Genomic DNA, 15,566 nt, shown 5'->3' with positions numbered 1-15,566 from the left:
ATCTCTACTTAGCTACGATGCTGCATTGTAAAAATTGCATGTTCATGTTCTACGATTTTCAAATCAAAAAACCGCAAATCTTCTTTCGTCGCAAGCTGTTCCATCCGAGCCAGCGTCTCCGATCGAAAATCTGTTAAGTGTGCTGTTTGTTCATAAATGAGCTGTTGTTTAGCCTCAATCGTCACTAACCGTTCATTTGTAAGTTGCTGTTCTCTTTTCACACCTTCAATTTCTAGCATGACATCGTTCAACTCTGTCCTAAATCCTTGCATTTCTTGTTTGACACCATTTAACTCTGATTTCAACCCTTTCACTTCAGCTAAAATCGACAAAGCAATTTCCTCGTTCATTCGTACATCACCTCCAATTTCTGATTCATTATCCTACTATTCATCCTATCATATCCACTTAGAAAGAACGATTCCTTGTAAATTTTCACAAAAGAAAACGGCTCAGAAAGAATACTCTCCAAGCCGCTTCTACCTTATCCTACATTCGAGTTATTCCCCGCCTGTAGTTTATACATTTGAGCATATTGTCCATCTAGCTGTAGCAATTCATCGTGATTCCCTTGTTCCACAATTTCGCCACGGTCCAACACTAGAATTTTGTCTGCATTTTTAATCGTCGACAAACGGTGCGCGATGATGAACGTCGTCCGCCCTTTTTTCAACACATCCATCGCATGCTGAATGATTTCTTCTGTCTCGGTATCGATGTTGGAAGTCGCTTCATCTAATATTAATATCGCCGGATCAAATGCCAATGCACGTGCGAATGAAATGAGTTGGCGCTGCCCTGAAGAAAGCGTACTCCCCTTCTCAACAACCGGTTCGTCAATACCGCCTGGCAGATGCTTTAACACACGTTCGCCACCTACAGCATCCAATGCTTGTTGGACCTTCTCCCGTGAAATCCGTACATCTCCTAAACTAATATTCGACTCAACCGTTCCGCTGAATAAATACGGGTCTTGCAAGACGATGCCCATATGATCACGGATTGTCTGACGAGATAGATCCCCGATGTTCATTCCGTCAATTGTAATTTTCCCTTTGGACACGTCATAAAAGCGGAACAACAAATTCATGATTGAGCTTTTCCCTGATCCCGTATGACCAACAAGGGCAATCGTTTCACCTTGTTTCGCTTCGAATGAAATATCCTTCAATACATACTCTTCATCCTTATACGCAAACCAAACATCTTCGAACCGCACATTCCCTCGGTATCTTACAATTTTATCATCGCTTACCGGTTCGCCTTGTCGATCCATCAAATCGAATACACGCTCTGCCGCAACAAGTGAATGCTCCAACCGCGCAAATTGATTGACGACACCCGTAATCGGATTGAACAAACGAGTAATGTAATCGACGAATGCGTAAAGCATACCTACGGATACGACACTTTCAGCTGTGAGTGACGCCCCACCGAAGTACCAGATCAGAAATACGAAAGCGAGTGACCGAATAATGTCCACAAGGTTATGGGACGTCGCCGCTTCTACTTTCAATAACTTACTTTGATACGTATAATGCTCTTCGTTCAACGCATTAAATTCGCCGTCCATCTGCTTTTCACGACGGAATGCCTGAATGATCGTCATGCCGTTAATTGACTCATTGATCATCGCATTCATCTCACTGTTTTTACTACGGATAATATGATTCACCTTCGACGCAAACCTTCTATATAACTTCATCCACACATACAAAACAGGTAAGACGAACAATATAATAGCGCCCATTTTCGGGTCCAAGTAGAATAAAGCAATGAAAATTCCGAGCATGTACATTCCACTAATCGCAAATTGCGATACGACCGTTACATACAAATTACGGATTGCCTCCGTGTCGTTCGTAATCCGCGCGACGACTTTTCCAGCCGGTAAATTATCAAAGTAGCGAATCGGCAATGTTTGGATATGCCCGTATAATTCGTTACGCATTTTCTGGATAATCCGATTGGCTGCATTTTGGAGCAATAAATATTGGAAATACCGTAAAATTGCCGTTACAACAGCTAACCCGAAAAATACGGCTAGTAATTTTGCAATCGGTGTGAAGTTAATGGATTGATCAATTGAAGTCGCAATATGATTATCGATAATCCGTTTTGCAATGAGTGGCCCCATCAAATCCGCCCCGACCGCAAATGCTAATAAAACCAAACCGGTCGCAAGTAGTTTCTTATATTGTAATGCATAATCCAACAGACGTTTTCCTGTCCCCATTATTCAACCCCTCCAATCTGCTGGCGGTCGAATTGCTCTTTGTACCATCCGTTGTTCGCTAGCAAGTCTTCATGTCGTCCTTCTTCAATAACACGTCCATCATCCAGCACAATGATCCAATCCGCATGTTGAATCGCAGAGAGACGATGCGTTGTAATGATTGTCGTTTTACCTGACCGTTCCGATTGGATATTCTCGATGATCTTCGCTTCCGTCTTTGCATCGACAGCAGAAAGCGAGTCATCCAAAATAAGGATTTCAGGATTTTTCACGAGTGCACGTGCAATGGAAATCCGCTGCTTCTGTCCACCTGAAAGGGCAACCCCTTTCTCACCGACAAGTGTGTCAAGACCGGCTGGAAGCATTTGCAAGTCTTTCTCGAAATGTGACAAGCGAATTGATTCAGCGATATCATCCTCCGTTGCTTCAGGACGTCCAAACAAAATATTGTCCCGTACAGAACGTGAGAACAGGACATGATCTTGAGGGACATAACCAATCCAGTCACGCACTTGATCTTTCTTCAATGAATGAAGAGAGATATCCGAGAATGCAATGTCTCCATCGCCTGCAGGGTATTCCCGTAACAATTGCTTCACGAAAGTCGTTTTCCCACTTCCCGTTTTGCCGACAATCCCTAATGTCTGCCCACGTTGCAACGACAAATCAATGCGATCCAAGTTCACCGCATGGGACATCGGATACGTGAAGCTAACATCCGCAAACCCGACACTTTCAGGCTTATCAATTGCTTGCGGATTTTCAGGGTCTTTCACGTCCTCTTCATAGTTCAACGTCTCCATGACACGATCTAACGAAGCGTTCCCGCGCTGTAACACGTTGATTAGCTCACCGATTGCAAACATTGGCCAAACAATCATACCGAGGTAAACGTTAAACGTCACAAGATTTCCGAGTGTAATTTCCCCAGTCGATACTAAAAATGCTCCGTACCCTAGACCAACCATGTATGTCAGCGCCGTCAACACTTTTGAGAACGGCATAAACAGTGCATCGATCTTCTCGACGTGCATATTTTTCTTGTACACATCTTCTGTCATCTCAGCAAAACGCTGTTCAGAAGCACGTTCTTGTACATACGCACGAACGACACGAACACCCGCCACCGCTTCAAGGACATTATCATTCAAATCCCCGAACGCCTGTTGCGCTGTCATATACCGTTCATGTATTTTCTTCCCTAGTACTTGGAGAATGAATGCTAAAATCGGCAACGGAATAATCGCCGCCAACGTTAATTTCCAAGAGACAACAAATCCCATCGTAACAATCAGTGTCCCTAGATAGACAGTCGAATCGACAAGCGTCATAATGCCAAACCCTGCAGTCTCTGAAATGGCCCGTAAATCATTTGTCGACCGAGCCATTAAATCTCCCGTCTTGTTCTTCTCGTAAAACGTCGGGGTCATCTTCAAAAAATGACGCATTAACCGCGTCCGTAATTGCCGTTCAATTACATAGGCGCCGCCAAACAATTGATACTGCCAAACAAAATTTCCAATGTACGCCACAAACATAATGAGAAACATCGCACCAATGAAAAGGACTAATGTATTCGCCGTCATCGTTTGTGTATGAATTGCATCGATTGCCTTACCAATTAGCCATGGTGGTAAAATGACAAGAATGTTTGCGAACATTAGCAAAACAAGTGCAATCGTATACCGTTGACGATTTTCTTTAAAAAACCACTTTAATTTAAATAAAACAGAAAACATGCTTTCAACCTTCTTCCTTGAACATTAGCTAATCACTTTCTAGAGACTCCTGTTGGTATAGTTTCCGTTGCTGAATAATGTTGTTCATGTTCAGCACTCCTTTCCTCATTTTTTATATGTTACACGCAAAGCGTGAAAACACCGGCCTTTCATGTCATTAAAAACGAAAAAGCACACGCCCTTAACATAAGCGTGTGCTCAGTATAAAAGAACGGCAATACGTGCCGTTCCCATAAAATGAATTTATGCAGTAAGAACAGTCGGCACGCAAAAATTATTGAATTGTGTAGCACATACATTCTTTTTCATTTTGCACGCCTCCTCACTATTTCGTTTTTCGAATAATTATACAGTACCACTACCTTTTTCCATCTGTCAATACAATTTAGACAAATTGTTTAATTGCACAAAGAATGGGTATTCAAAAAGCAATAAATTCAACTGGACTGGGGATGTTTACAATGGAGGAAAAGAAACAAATTGAAGTGAAACGCGAAGAAAAAACCGATAACAGTTTAGTAGGCGCAACCTTCATCAAATACGCCGCCTACATCATCATATTCTTCGGTTTCCTCTGGTTCTTGCTGAACTATGTCTTTCCGATGTTCAACTGATCGACGAATGGAACTGCCATATGTCTGTTTAAGTAAGATGCCACGTTCAGCACGCTGGCATCTTACTTTATGTTGTTCCAGTAAACACTATGCTCGAGAATTTGTCCGTTCTTTGTCCATCCACCAGTTTTTTTATGCAGCATACAAAATTCATGCAAAACCATTTGTTTTTTTCTTGTAAATAAATTATCATTATATCATCTAACGAATTTTAACCTTACAGGAGGTGTGCACTTTGTTCTACCCCTCATTCGGGTTAGGAACAAAGTAAACTTATTTGGAAATTGCCATACGATTGGCAGCATTTGCTGCCTTGATCGCACTCACCGCATTTTTTGTTGCGAGTGAATTTGCAATCGTGAAAGTACGAACAACGCGTATTAATCAGCTTGTAGCAGAAGGGAACCGAAGAGCGGTCACTGCTAAAAAAGTAGTGAGTAATTTAGATGAGTATTTATCGGCTTGTCAATTAGGGATTACAATTACTGCCTTAGGTCTTGGTATGTTAGGAGAACCGACAGTAAAACTCCTTTTGAAACCGATATTCGCCCATTTTGAATTAGCACCGAATATCGCAACGTTCATTTCTTTCATTGTCGCTTTTACAATCGTGACATTCCTACACGTTGTTGTAGGTGAATTGGCACCAAAAACAATCGCAATTCAACGGGCGGAAGCCATTACGCTAGCATTCGCCAAACCCCTCATCGGATTTTACATGATCATGTACCCTGTCATTAAAGGGATGAATGGATCAGCGCGACTCATTACGCGCCTATTCGGATACAAGACAGTGTCAGAATCGGATGTCGCCCACTCTGAAGATGAATTACGTCTCATTCTTTCAGACAGCTTAAAAGGCGGGGAAATTAACCAATCAGAATATAAATTTGTGAATAAAATCTTCGAATTTGACGACCGTGTCGCAAAAGAAATCATGGTGCCACGTACAGAAATGATTACCGTTGAAAAAGATACGACGTTGCGTGAAATGTTTGAAATGTTAGGTGTCGAACAGTTTACGAGATATCCGGTCACAGACGGAGACAAAGACCACGTCATCGGTTTGGTCAATATGAAAAACTTGTTAACAGCTTTCATTAAAGACCCTTCCACGGGCGATCAGCCCGTTAGTGAATACATGCAGCCGATTATTCGCGTCATCGAAACGATGGCTATCGGAGATCTGCTACTGAAGATTCAACGTGAACGTATTCACATGGCAGTCCTCATGGATGAATATGGTGGAACTGCTGGACTCGTCACCATTGAAGATATTTTAGAAGAAATTGTTGGAGAAATCCAAGACGAATTTGACATAGATGAAGTACCTGAAGTACAAATGATCAACGAAAACCATTATATTTTTGACGCGAAGATGTTAATCGAAAACGTCAATGAAGTGTTAAATATCGACATTGTAGAGGAAGACATCGACACAATTGGCGGATGGTTCATGTCCGAACGCTTTGAAGCCGTGCCAGGTGAGAAAATCATTGAACAAGGCTATGAATTTACCGTAAAAGACGTCGAAGGTCATCACATCCTTTACTTGGAAGCGATGAAACACGAAACAGAAGAAATTAACAACACAGCCGACTTGTCGGTTGAATCGTAATGATAAAGGACTGTCTAGATTTTCTCAGACAGTCCTTTTTTATATCGTATTTAAGGCTTTCACTCAAACATGGCACTACCCTAACAAGCGTTAGGATGAATAATTGTCAATCAATGCTTGCTTTTCGTATGGGGCGATTTCGTTCCATACCTCTCCGACTAGATTATTATTCCTTTTTATACACCACTCGGTACACATCATGACGACGATCTTTTAACTGTTTAACTGTGCCATCTTGTCGTTGGCGACGTAAAATTTCTAAATCCACGTCCCCTATTAACACCATTTCCAAGTTTGCATTCGTCTCTCCTACAATGCCATCACGCGCAAACTCAAAATCAGAAGGCGCAAAAATTGCGGATTGGGCGTATTGAATGTCCATATTTTCCGTTTGTGGCAAGTTTCCAACTGTACCTGAAATGACCGTATAGATTTGGTTCTCAACAGCGCGGGCTTGCGCACAATAACGCACACGCAAATAGCCTTGACGGTCTTCGGTACAAAACGGAGTAAAGATGATCATCGCACCTTTATCCGTCGCAATTCGTGCAAGTTCAGGAAACTCGATATCGTAACAGACCTGAATCGCAATCTTCCCGCAATCCGTATCAAATACCCTGACCGAATCACCCGCACTAATCCCCCACCATTTTCGTTCATTTGGCGTAATATGAATCTTATATTGCTTTTCAATTGACCCATCCCGTCTGAATAAATACGCAATGTTATAAATCTCTTCATCGTCTTCCTCTACAAAATGCGAACCGCCGATAATGTTCACATTGTAACGAACAGCTAAATTCGTAAACAGTTCAATGTATTGAGGCGTATATTCCGTCATTTTGCGCACAGCTCGACTTGGAGAGGGTTCATCCAAAAAGGACATAAGTTGAGTCGTGAAAATTTCCGGGAACACAACAAAATCCGAATTTGCATCAGACGCTACATCGACAAAGTACTCGCATTGATGGGCCAAATCATCGAACGAAGAAATTTTCCGCATCAAATATTGAACTACACAAATCCGTACAGGATAACTTGTTTTGTAATGGCGTTTCGTCGTTGCTTTGTAATCAACATTGTTCCATTCCATTAACGTTGCATATTTCTTTGATGCTTTATCATCAGGCAAATAATTGGGGTTCACCCGCATGAGTGTAAAGTCATTCATAATTTGGAACGTCAAGACAGGGTCATAAATCTTATGTCGGGAAACCGCGGACACATACTCCCTTGCCGTCATTTCATGCGCAAACCGATGATAGTTTGGAATACGCCCACCAATAATAATAGATTTCAAGTTCAAACGTTGAGCTAATTCTTTCCGGGCATCGTACAAGCGTTGTCCTACTTTCATTCTCCGATAATCCGGATGCACCATCACTTCGATGCCGTACAAATTATACCCCTCAGGATTGTGGTTCGTAATATAGCCTTCCGCAGAAATATCATCCCACGTATGGCGGTCATCGTATTCGTCAAAATTGACGATTAGGCTTGAACAAGACCCGATAATCTCCCCATCCAGTTCCGCCACAAATTGTCCCTCTGGAAAGATCGCCAGATGACTAAGTAATTGACTTTCCTCCCAAGGCTCCATGCCGGGAAAACAGACTTTTTGCATCGCCAGGATTTTGGCAATATCTGACCGTTCCAATTGACGGACGACCATACTCATCTCAAACGGGGAGACATCATTAAATTCTTCACTCACATTTTTCACCTCTTCTTTTATAGTTACCCACCAACCTAGCGTTCGAATCCTGTCGTACCGATTATTTTACATGTTTCATTCCACACTTTATAATCAAAGGTAGTCTGTAGAACTGGAGTTGACACGATGGATAAACGGTTGGAAAACGGTCTAATTTTTATTTTTACAATAGCCCTCATCGCTACGCTCGGCTCCTTGTACTTTTCTGAAGTTCGTGGTTTTACGCCGTGTACGTTTTGTTGGTATCAGCGAATCCTGATGTACCCACTTGTCCTGATTTCTGCAATCGGGTTGTTTGAGAAAAATGCCAAGATCGCGTTGACGACCGCGGTATTCGCTCTCGTCGGTGGATCGATTTCTCTCTACCATTACTGCTTACAGAAACTGAGCTTTCTACAAGCTAATGCACCTGCCTGTGGAGATGTACCTTGTACAGGCCAATACGTGAACTACTTGGGGTTTATCACCATTCCGTTCATGGCACTCGTGGCATTCGTACTGATTTTTATCACAAGCCTATTTTTAATGAAATGGCAAAAGGAGTCTAAGTAAATTGAAAAAACTACTAATCATCGGTGGAATTATTGTCGTGATTTTCGGTCTGATCATCTTTTTGAACAACCAATCGAATGAAACAAAGCTGAAAGACAATCCATACGGCAAAGAAGACTTGGAGCAATCGACAATCGGCTTGCTCGGTAATGAAAATTACAGCAACATTGTCCTACCAGACGAATTATATGAAAAAGTCAAGTCTGGTGAGTCTGTCACTGCCTACTTCTTCTCACCTGAATGCCCATATTGTATGGAGATGACACCTATTCTGATGCCAATTGCAGAAAAAAATGACATTCACGTTTATCAATACAATATGCTAGAGTTCAAAAATGAAGCGCAGCCATATGGCATTACATCTTGGCCAGCGTTGATCCATTACAAAGATGGGAAAGAAGTTGCCCGCTCAGTCGGTCTCCCTAAAAATCCAGAACAAGACATCCAAGCGTTCTTTGACGCCTACGATGAAGAAAAATGAGGAAAACATGTTAAACATCCAATTCACAATCCAGCAGGACCAGACGACAATTGAAGACTTGCTACGCAATCAATGGCAAGCAGGTAAAAAGACCGTACACCAGCTACGGATGGAAAAAGCTGTGACGGATCTTTCCGGGGAGCCTTTGGACTGGCGTCTCCCGCTTGAAGCGGGTACGAAGCTCGTCATCCACTTCAGTGATGCACAATCGACATATACGAAAGAGAAAATAGACACTGTTAAAATTCTCTTTGAAGACGAGCACCTACTTGCTGCCTATAAGCCAGCAGGCATCGCCGTCCATCCTGACAAAGCTGATACCGGTGGCACATTCATGAACGCAATCATGGACCACGTCAGTCAAAACGATGGATATTACGCAGAGCATATACACCGTTTGGACAAAGGAACAGCAGGTATCGTGCTTGTAGCCAAACACCCGATTGCCAAGGCTCTATTCGATCGAATGATTGAAGAGCGTAAAATTACACGGATGTATGAAGCAGAAGTCGAAGGTCGGTTGAATCGCGTCAAAGGCACGCTTCAGTATCCAATCGGCCGCGATCGCCATCACCCAACTCGACGCAGAGTCTCTCCAAATGGCCAAGATGCAATTACACGCTTCAAAGTGCTTGAACGTTTGGAGCAGTCGACAAAAGTGGAAGCAACGCTTGAGACCGGTCGCACGCATCAGATTCGCGTCCATTTTGCCCATATCGGCCATCCGGTTGTCGGGGATACATTGTACGGGGCGAGCGAAACACCTGACAGCCAATATCGTTTAACCGCTAAACAAGTTTCCTTTGTACACCCCTTCACAAGCGAGTCCATAACAATAGAATAGTGAAAAAGGACAACAATCTTACCTCTCGGGATGTTGTCCTTTTCTTTAACATCTATTCATTATCATACGTATCTGGATTCGTGCCCGTCCGTTCATCTCGATTAAGCGCGTCAATCTTCATCATATCCGCTTTCGTCAATTGAAAATCACCAACGTCAATGTTCAAGCGGATTCTCTCAGGCGTAACAGACTTCGGAATGACGACCAATCCATGTTGCAAATGCCAACGGATAATGACTTGTGCCGGTGTTTTTCCGTACGACAAGCCTATTTGGGTAAGCACAGGATCATCGAGAAGCTGTCCTCTTGCCAACGGCGACCATGACGTCACTGCAATGTCATGCTCTTCACAGAAGCGACGTAACGGTTCTTGTGTAAGCTTCGGGTGCAACTCAATTTGATTGACCATCGGTTTCACATTCGCCACTTCAAACACACGCTCTAAATGATGAATATGATGATTGGACACTCCTGTTGCACGGATAAGCTTTTCTTCATATAAGCGTTCAATCGCACGGTACGTATCTACATACTTATCAGCGACCGGCCAATGCGTCAAATAGAGATCCAAGTAGTCTACGCCTATTCTCTTAAGCGATTGTTCAAAAGCACGTAAAGTCTCGTCATATCCTTGCTCCGCATTCCAAACTTTTGAGGTAATGAATAACTCTTCTCGAGGGATGCCTGATAGACGAATCGCTTCACCAGTTTCCACTTCGTTCTCATAAATGGAAGCAGTATCAATTGCCCGATAGCCATATTGCAAAGCTGTCTGAATCGCTTTAACTGTTTCTTCAGCATTTGTCATCTTATAGACACCAAGACCGAGTTGCGGCATGGCGATCCCATTATTCAATATAATGTTGCCGGCAAAATAGCTCATTGCATGTCACACTCCTTCGCCACTAATTTCCTTAATTGTAACGATAAAAAAACGATATTGCGAACAATCGATTTGATTGTTAAGGAGATTGTCACAATTTCATATCGCGGTCATTTCTTTTCCAGTTACTTTAGGGTATACTATACAAAGGACTAATGATTTTTTTACAGGAGGTACATTTCATGAACCTAATTCTAATCATGGCCGTATGCTTCGCGTTCCTATCTGCAATCTTTACAGGTGGGTACGAAGACAAGCCTGGTAAAGTAAAGAAATAAGTACTAAAAAACGGGACGCCTTACATAAGGCTGTCCCGTTTTTTATTGTAAATCCAAAAATGATTGTTGTCGTAACGCCTCATAAATAAGGATGGCAGCTGTATTTGATAAGTTCAACGAACGAATGTGTTCATTCATCGGTATCCGGAGGCATGTCTCTTTATTTTGCTCAATGATTTCCGGAGGCAACCCAGTCGTTTCTTTCCCGAAAACGAAGAAAATATCTTTTGTTGGAGAGGTAAAATCAAAGTTCGAATACGTCTTTTCACCAAACTTTGTAATGAAGTAAAACTCCCCTTCCGGAAAAGCATCAAATAGTTGTTGGATGCCTGCATGATACGTAATCTCAACATGCTCCCAGTAATCGAGCCCTGCCCGTTTCAACATTTTATCGTCGGTTGAGAAGCCAAGCGGCTCAATTAAATGAAGCTTCGTTCCTGTTCCTGCACATGTTCGTGCAATATTTCCTGTATTCGCTGGTATGAGCGGTTCAAATAGCGCGACATGTATCGCCATTTCAGCACTTCCTTTGTTCAAATTCAAGTACATTATTCAACTCTATACGTACATTAGTATCCTCTTCGGTTTGCAATGCTTGTTGGACTGCCTCAATCGCTTCTGCAGTAGCAATCTCTCCTAACGCCCAAGCAGTCGTTCCTCGAATAAGAGGGCGAGGATCACTTACAAGAAGCTCCGCTAATAAAGGAACTGATGCTTCTTCCTTAAAATGGGCAAGCGCAAGGATTGCATTCCGTTGTATCGGATTTTTCCCTCGCCACGAACCAGACATATGACCGAAGGACTCTTTAAATTGACGATTCGTCAATTTTAACATCGGTGTTAATAGCGGCTTGGTCAACTGAGGTTCTGGCGCAAATGCTTCCTGATGCAAATTGTATTTCCCTTTATTTTTCGGACAAACTGTCTGGCACGTATCACAACCGTAAATACGGTTTCCAATTTTCGCACGGAACTCTTCGGGAATCGGCTTTTTGGATTGAGTCAAAAATGCAATGCAACGTTGTGCATTCAATTGCCCTCCTTGAATGAGTGCTCCCGTCGGACAGGCATCCAAGCAAAGCGTACAATCTTTGCATTCATCTTCCATTGGGGAATCCGGGGCAAATGGAATGTTTGTAATCATCTCACCTAAATAGACGTATGAGCCGAATTCCGGCGTAATAATGGAGCAGTTTTTCGCAGACCAGCCAATTCCTGCTCGTTCCGCTACCGCACGGTCCACCAATTCACCCGTATCGACCATAGAACGCATCTTGGCGTCGGGTACTTGTGTAGCAATAAACGTTTCCAACAATTGTAGCTTCTCACGGAGCACTACATGATAATCCATCCCCCATGAAGCTCTACAAAAAATTCCACGACGCTCTCCTTTCTTTCCTTTCGGAGAAGCATCCATTTTTGATGGATAAGCTACTGCTATAGCGATGATACTCTCAGCCTGATCGAGCAATAACGTCGGTTCCGTCCGTTTTTCAACATCACTTTCTTCAAAACCGGATTGATACCCCAATTCCTGTTGTCTTTTTAATCGGTTCTTCAATTCGAGAAAAGGGGCTGCCGTCGTAAAGCCAATTTTATCAATTCCGATTGCATGTGCATACTCTCTTATCGATTGTTGAAGCTGAGCGACCTTCACAACGTTTCGCCTCCTTTATGATATGATTGACAAAAAGATAACAAGGGTGATCGGCTTGAACATTCAAATAGACAAAGAACTCTTAACCATCCTACCACATGTAAAAATCGGCATTAACCATTATACCAAAATTACCGTATCAGAATCTCCTCAAATGTTAAAAGGTAGGCTCCAATTATTTCAAGAACAGCTTTATTTCGAGCTGGACACTAAACCATTAACTGAGTTTGCAAACATACAAGAATGGCGAGCGGTTTGGAAAGCTCTTGGCGCGGATCCAAACCGCTATCGTCCTTCAGTAGAATCCCTTTTTAGAAGAATAAAGAAACAAGAGTTTCTTCAATCAGTGCATACCGCTGTCGATTTAAATACATTCTTCTCGCTTCAATATGATATACCGATCGGCATTTATGATTTGGCGAAAATTGTAGGTGATATTCAACTGACACAAGGTAATGAAGACGACAGCTATGATGGCTTAAACGGTCGTCCCAATTCATTAAATCGTCTTCTCTTACTGAAAGACGATTACAGTCCTTTTGGTAGTCCTTATGTGGACTCTGTCAGAACAGCAGTGACAGCAGAAACGACTGAAGCGATACAGATTTTCTTTATACGGCCATCTATGGACACAACAGAAGCCCTTCAACTTCTTCAAGCGAGCGGCAAGATGTTTACGAGCATGAGTGGCGGAGAAGCTGAGTCTTTTGTGCTGCATGCAGGTCAAACTTCTATTGCATTAGAGAATGATCAGGCTTAAGTTCATTATGAACTAAACTTAGATAGGCCCCTAGCATAAAACGCTTCCTCTTCATAAAGACAGAGAGAAGCGTTTTTCAGGATGGTTCCAATAAAAAAAGATACAACCTGGGTTGTATCTCGTAAGTGTGGATACCCGAGGCCGGACTTGAACCGGCACGCCTCGCGGCATCGCATTTTGAGTGCGACGTGTCTGCCATTCCACCACTCGGGCATATTCAATATACACAGCGTTCATAAAACTGGAGGCGGCAACCGGAATCGAACCGGTGGTAAGGGTGTTGCAGACCCGTGCCTTACCGCTTGGCTATGCCGCCGTATGAAAAGTGGAGCGGAAGACGGGATTCGAACCCGCGACCCCGACCTTGGCAAGGTCGTATTCTACCACTGAACTACTTCCGCGAAACTGGGGTAGCTGGATTCGAACCAACGAATGACGGAGTCAAAGTCCGTTGCCTTACCGCTTGGCTATACCCCAAAAAGTAAATGGGGCGGACGAGGGGAATCGAACCCCCGAATGTCGGAACCACAATCCGATGCGTTAACCACTTCGCCACGACCGCCATAATAGAACTATATTCATTTTGGATAATTGCTGTGAATGGGGCGGACGAGGGGAATCGAACCCCCGAATGTCGGAACCACAATCCGATGCGTTAACCACTTCGCCACGACCGCCATCATATTGAATTAAACAGTAATGGCAGGGGCAGTAGGAATCGAACCCACACCAAAGGTTTTGGAGACCTCTATTCTACCGTTAAACTATGCCCCTGTATAATGGTGGTGGGGGACGGATTCGAACCGCCGAACCCGGAGGGAGCGGATTTACAGTCCGCCGCGTTTAGCCACTTCGCTACCCCACCAAGGGAAAAATGGTGCCGGCGATAGGAGTCGAACCCACGACCTACTGATTACAAGTCAGTTGCTCTACCAACTGAGCTACACCGGCATCACTATATAAAAATGGTGGCTCAGGACGGAATCGAACCGCCGACACAAGGATTTTCAGTCCTTTGCTCTACCGACTGAGCTACTGAGCCACATATGGCGGTCCCGACCGGGATCGAACCGGCGATCTCCTGCGTGACAGGCAGGCATGTTAACCGCTACACCACGGGACCATTTGGTTGCGGGGACAGGATTTGAACCTGTGACCTTCGGGTTATGAGCCCGACGAGCTACCACTGCTCCACCCCGCGATAATAATAGTTGTAGGGAATTCAAATCCTACGCTTTCAGTGTTTCTTAAGATGTTGTTATAATTTCCTTTTGGAAATTATACAAATCACATGTTGCGTTTAAGTTAATGGTGGAGGATGACGGGTTCGAACCGCCGACCCCCTGCTTGTAAGGCAGGTGCTCTCCCAGCTGAGCTAATCCTCCAAGTTTAAAGCGTGATAAGCTGCGCATCTCTTTGTCAGCTTCTTTCACTCACTCGGTCACGTACTGTTGTACGTTTCTTCTTTTGCTTTGTAATGCAAAGTAGTAAATGGTGACCCCTACGGGATTCGAACCCGTGTTACCGCCGTGAAAGGGCGGTGTCTTAACCGCTTGACCAAGGGGCCATATAATAAGTAAAGTAAACTGGCGGAGAGCAAGGGATTTGAACCCTTGAGACAGCGTTAACCGTCTACACGATTTCCAATCGTGCTCCTTCGGCCACTCGGACAGCTCTCCAATTGGCTCCGCAGGTAGGACTCGAACCTACGACCGATCGGTTAACAGCCGATTGCTCTACCACTGAGCTACTGCGGAATAATCAGTAACAACTAATTTACGGTTGTTACATTCAGTCATCTTGTAAATGACTGCCCAGCGACGTCCTACTCTCACAGGGGGAAGCCCCCTACTACCATCGGCGCTGAAGAACTTAACTTCCGTGTTCGGTATGGGAACGGGTGTGACCTCTTCGCTATCGTCACTAGACTGTTTTTCACAGGACAAGATTTATTATATCAAATCTGGTCAATATTGCAAGCGTTTTTTTAAAAATAATTTATTTTTATTCGCTCAAAACCGGATAAAACCAACATTGTTGCTAAACACAAGTTCAACTATACTAAATTAACATTGTCCAGCTTCGACTCCCAGTCGCTCGAGGTCATAAGCCATCCTGCTCCCGTGGCTATGCCACTCCTTGCAGGCCGTCTTATGCTTGTCGCGCCTATGCGGTCGTCTCCGCTTTTCT

Annotated in this window: 13 protein-coding genes, 16 tRNA genes and 1 rRNA gene; 6 read left to right on the top strand and 24 right to left on the bottom strand. The window is 43.5% G+C overall.

Annotation, left to right across the window (positions count from 1 at the left end):
• Positions 1-8 precede the first annotated feature (8 nt).
• The 3 genes from NRI27_RS07080 to NRI27_RS07070 form a co-directional block, all read right to left on the bottom strand.
• Positions 9-350 carry a hypothetical protein gene (locus NRI27_RS07080; RefSeq protein ID WP_371390085.1) on the bottom strand — a complete coding sequence of 114 codons (342 nt, stop codon included), beginning with the start codon at positions 348-350 and terminating at the stop codon, positions 9-11.
• Positions 351-484: 134 nt separating this feature from the next.
• The gene (locus NRI27_RS07075; RefSeq protein WP_371390084.1) at positions 485-2,236 is read right to left on the bottom strand and encodes an ABC transporter ATP-binding protein; all 1,752 of its coding nucleotides are present in this window, start codon (positions 2,234-2,236) and stop codon (positions 485-487) included.
• Entirely contained in the window at positions 2,236-3,975 is a 1,740-nt protein-coding gene (locus tag NRI27_RS07070; protein ID WP_371390083.1) for an ABC transporter ATP-binding protein, read from the bottom strand. Before NRI27_RS07070 ends, NRI27_RS07075 begins: the two co-directional genes overlap by 1 nt.
• Before the next feature lie 461 nt (positions 3,976-4,436).
• Here NRI27_RS07070 and NRI27_RS07065 point away from each other — a divergent pair, with 461 nt between their 5' ends.
• Both NRI27_RS07065 and NRI27_RS07060 read left to right on the top strand, forming a co-directional pair.
• Positions 4,437-4,589 (top strand): hypothetical protein, encoded by a 153-nt coding sequence (locus NRI27_RS07065; protein ID WP_371390081.1) that lies wholly within the window; start codon positions 4,437-4,439, stop codon positions 4,587-4,589.
• A 295-nt stretch (positions 4,590-4,884) separates the two neighbouring features.
• Positions 4,885-6,207, top strand: coding sequence for a hemolysin family protein (locus NRI27_RS07060; protein ID WP_371390080.1), 1,323 nt, complete (start codon positions 4,885-4,887; stop codon positions 6,205-6,207).
• A gap of 166 nt (positions 6,208-6,373) precedes the next feature.
• Here NRI27_RS07060 and NRI27_RS07055 read toward each other — a convergent pair whose 3' ends face one another.
• A complete protein-coding gene (locus tag NRI27_RS07055; RefSeq protein ID WP_371390079.1) occupies positions 6,374-7,921 on the bottom strand; it encodes a GNAT family N-acetyltransferase in 1,548 nt (515 codons plus the stop codon).
• A 126-nt stretch (positions 7,922-8,047) separates the two neighbouring features.
• Between NRI27_RS07055 and NRI27_RS07050 the strand changes: the two genes are divergently transcribed.
• Genes NRI27_RS07050 through NRI27_RS07040 form a run of 3 tightly spaced genes read left to right on the top strand, consistent with a single transcriptional unit; the run spans position 8,048 to position 9,798 of the window.
• A complete protein-coding gene (locus NRI27_RS07050; RefSeq protein WP_371390078.1) occupies positions 8,048-8,473 on the top strand; it encodes a disulfide oxidoreductase in 426 nt (141 codons plus the stop codon).
• 1 nt (position 8,474) lies between these two features.
• Entirely contained in the window at positions 8,475-8,954 is a 480-nt protein-coding gene (locus tag NRI27_RS07045; protein WP_371390077.1) for a thioredoxin family protein, read from the top strand.
• A 7-nt stretch (positions 8,955-8,961) separates the two neighbouring features.
• A complete protein-coding gene (locus tag NRI27_RS07040) occupies positions 8,962-9,798 on the top strand; it encodes an RluA family pseudouridine synthase (protein WP_371390076.1) in 837 nt (278 codons plus the stop codon).
• Positions 9,799-9,850: 52 nt separating this feature from the next.
• Here the strand turns inward: NRI27_RS07040 and NRI27_RS07035 are convergent, their stop codons facing one another.
• The 3 genes from NRI27_RS07035 to queG form a co-directional block, all read right to left on the bottom strand.
• Positions 9,851-10,681, bottom strand: a complete 831-nt coding sequence (locus NRI27_RS07035) for an aldo/keto reductase (RefSeq protein ID WP_371390075.1) — start codon at positions 10,679-10,681, stop codon at positions 9,851-9,853.
• Positions 10,682-11,001: 320 nt separating this feature from the next.
• Entirely contained in the window at positions 11,002-11,475 is a 474-nt protein-coding gene (trmL, locus tag NRI27_RS07030) for a tRNA (uridine(34)/cytosine(34)/5-carboxymethylaminomethyluridine(34)-2'-O)-methyltransferase TrmL (protein WP_317946340.1), read from the bottom strand.
• A gap of 1 nt (position 11,476) precedes the next feature.
• On the bottom strand, positions 11,477-12,616 hold the full coding sequence (gene queG / locus NRI27_RS07025) for a tRNA epoxyqueuosine(34) reductase QueG (RefSeq protein ID WP_371390074.1): 1,140 nt from the start codon (positions 12,614-12,616) through the stop codon (positions 11,477-11,479).
• A 55-nt stretch (positions 12,617-12,671) separates the two neighbouring features.
• On the opposite strand from queG, the gene NRI27_RS07020 reads away from it, so the two are divergent.
• Entirely contained in the window at positions 12,672-13,376 is a 705-nt protein-coding gene (locus tag NRI27_RS07020) for a B3/B4 domain-containing protein (RefSeq protein ID WP_371390073.1), read from the top strand.
• A 132-nt stretch (positions 13,377-13,508) separates the two neighbouring features.
• Here the strand turns inward: NRI27_RS07020 and NRI27_RS07015 are convergent.
• The 17 genes from NRI27_RS07015 to rrf form a co-directional block, all read right to left on the bottom strand.
• Positions 13,509-13,589 (bottom strand) — tRNA-Leu (locus NRI27_RS07015).
• 29 nt (positions 13,590-13,618) lie between these two features.
• Positions 13,619-13,692, bottom strand: a tRNA-Cys gene (locus NRI27_RS07010).
• Between the two features lie 10 nt (positions 13,693-13,702).
• Positions 13,703-13,777 (bottom strand) — tRNA-Gly (locus NRI27_RS07005).
• Between the two features lie 4 nt (positions 13,778-13,781).
• Positions 13,782-13,853, bottom strand: a tRNA-Gln gene (locus NRI27_RS07000).
• Between the two features lie 9 nt (positions 13,854-13,862).
• Positions 13,863-13,938: transfer RNA gene (locus NRI27_RS06995), tRNA-His, on the bottom strand.
• Positions 13,939-13,977: 39 nt separating this feature from the next.
• Positions 13,978-14,053, bottom strand: a tRNA-His gene (locus NRI27_RS06990).
• A gap of 23 nt (positions 14,054-14,076) precedes the next feature.
• Positions 14,077-14,150: transfer RNA gene (locus tag NRI27_RS06985), tRNA-Trp, on the bottom strand.
• A gap of 6 nt (positions 14,151-14,156) precedes the next feature.
• Positions 14,157-14,241 (bottom strand) — tRNA-Tyr (locus tag NRI27_RS06980).
• Between the two features lie 10 nt (positions 14,242-14,251).
• Positions 14,252-14,327: transfer RNA gene (locus NRI27_RS06975), tRNA-Thr, on the bottom strand.
• 15 nt (positions 14,328-14,342) lie between these two features.
• Positions 14,343-14,418: transfer RNA gene (locus NRI27_RS06970), tRNA-Phe, on the bottom strand.
• A 5-nt stretch (positions 14,419-14,423) separates the two neighbouring features.
• Positions 14,424-14,499, bottom strand: a tRNA-Asp gene (locus tag NRI27_RS06965).
• 3 nt (positions 14,500-14,502) lie between these two features.
• A tRNA-Met gene (locus NRI27_RS06960) sits at positions 14,503-14,577 on the bottom strand.
• A gap of 108 nt (positions 14,578-14,685) precedes the next feature.
• Positions 14,686-14,761: transfer RNA gene (locus NRI27_RS06955), tRNA-Val, on the bottom strand.
• 107 nt (positions 14,762-14,868) lie between these two features.
• Positions 14,869-14,943: transfer RNA gene (locus NRI27_RS06950), tRNA-Glu, on the bottom strand.
• A 20-nt stretch (positions 14,944-14,963) separates the two neighbouring features.
• A tRNA-Ser gene (locus tag NRI27_RS06945) sits at positions 14,964-15,055 on the bottom strand.
• Positions 15,056-15,058: 3 nt separating this feature from the next.
• Positions 15,059-15,133, bottom strand: a tRNA-Asn gene (locus NRI27_RS06940).
• A 55-nt stretch (positions 15,134-15,188) separates the two neighbouring features.
• Positions 15,189-15,304 (bottom strand): 5S ribosomal RNA (rrf, locus tag NRI27_RS06935).
• Positions 15,305-15,566: the final 262 nt, after the last annotated feature.

Origin of the sequence: Sporosarcina sp. OR05 (assembly GCF_041414805.1) — a bacterium.
Taxonomy (GTDB): Bacteria; Bacillota; Bacilli; order Bacillales_A; family Planococcaceae; genus Sporosarcina; species Sporosarcina saromensis.
The sequence above is the reverse complement of the archived record's forward strand: the minus strand, read 5'-3'. Positions and strand labels throughout refer to the sequence as shown.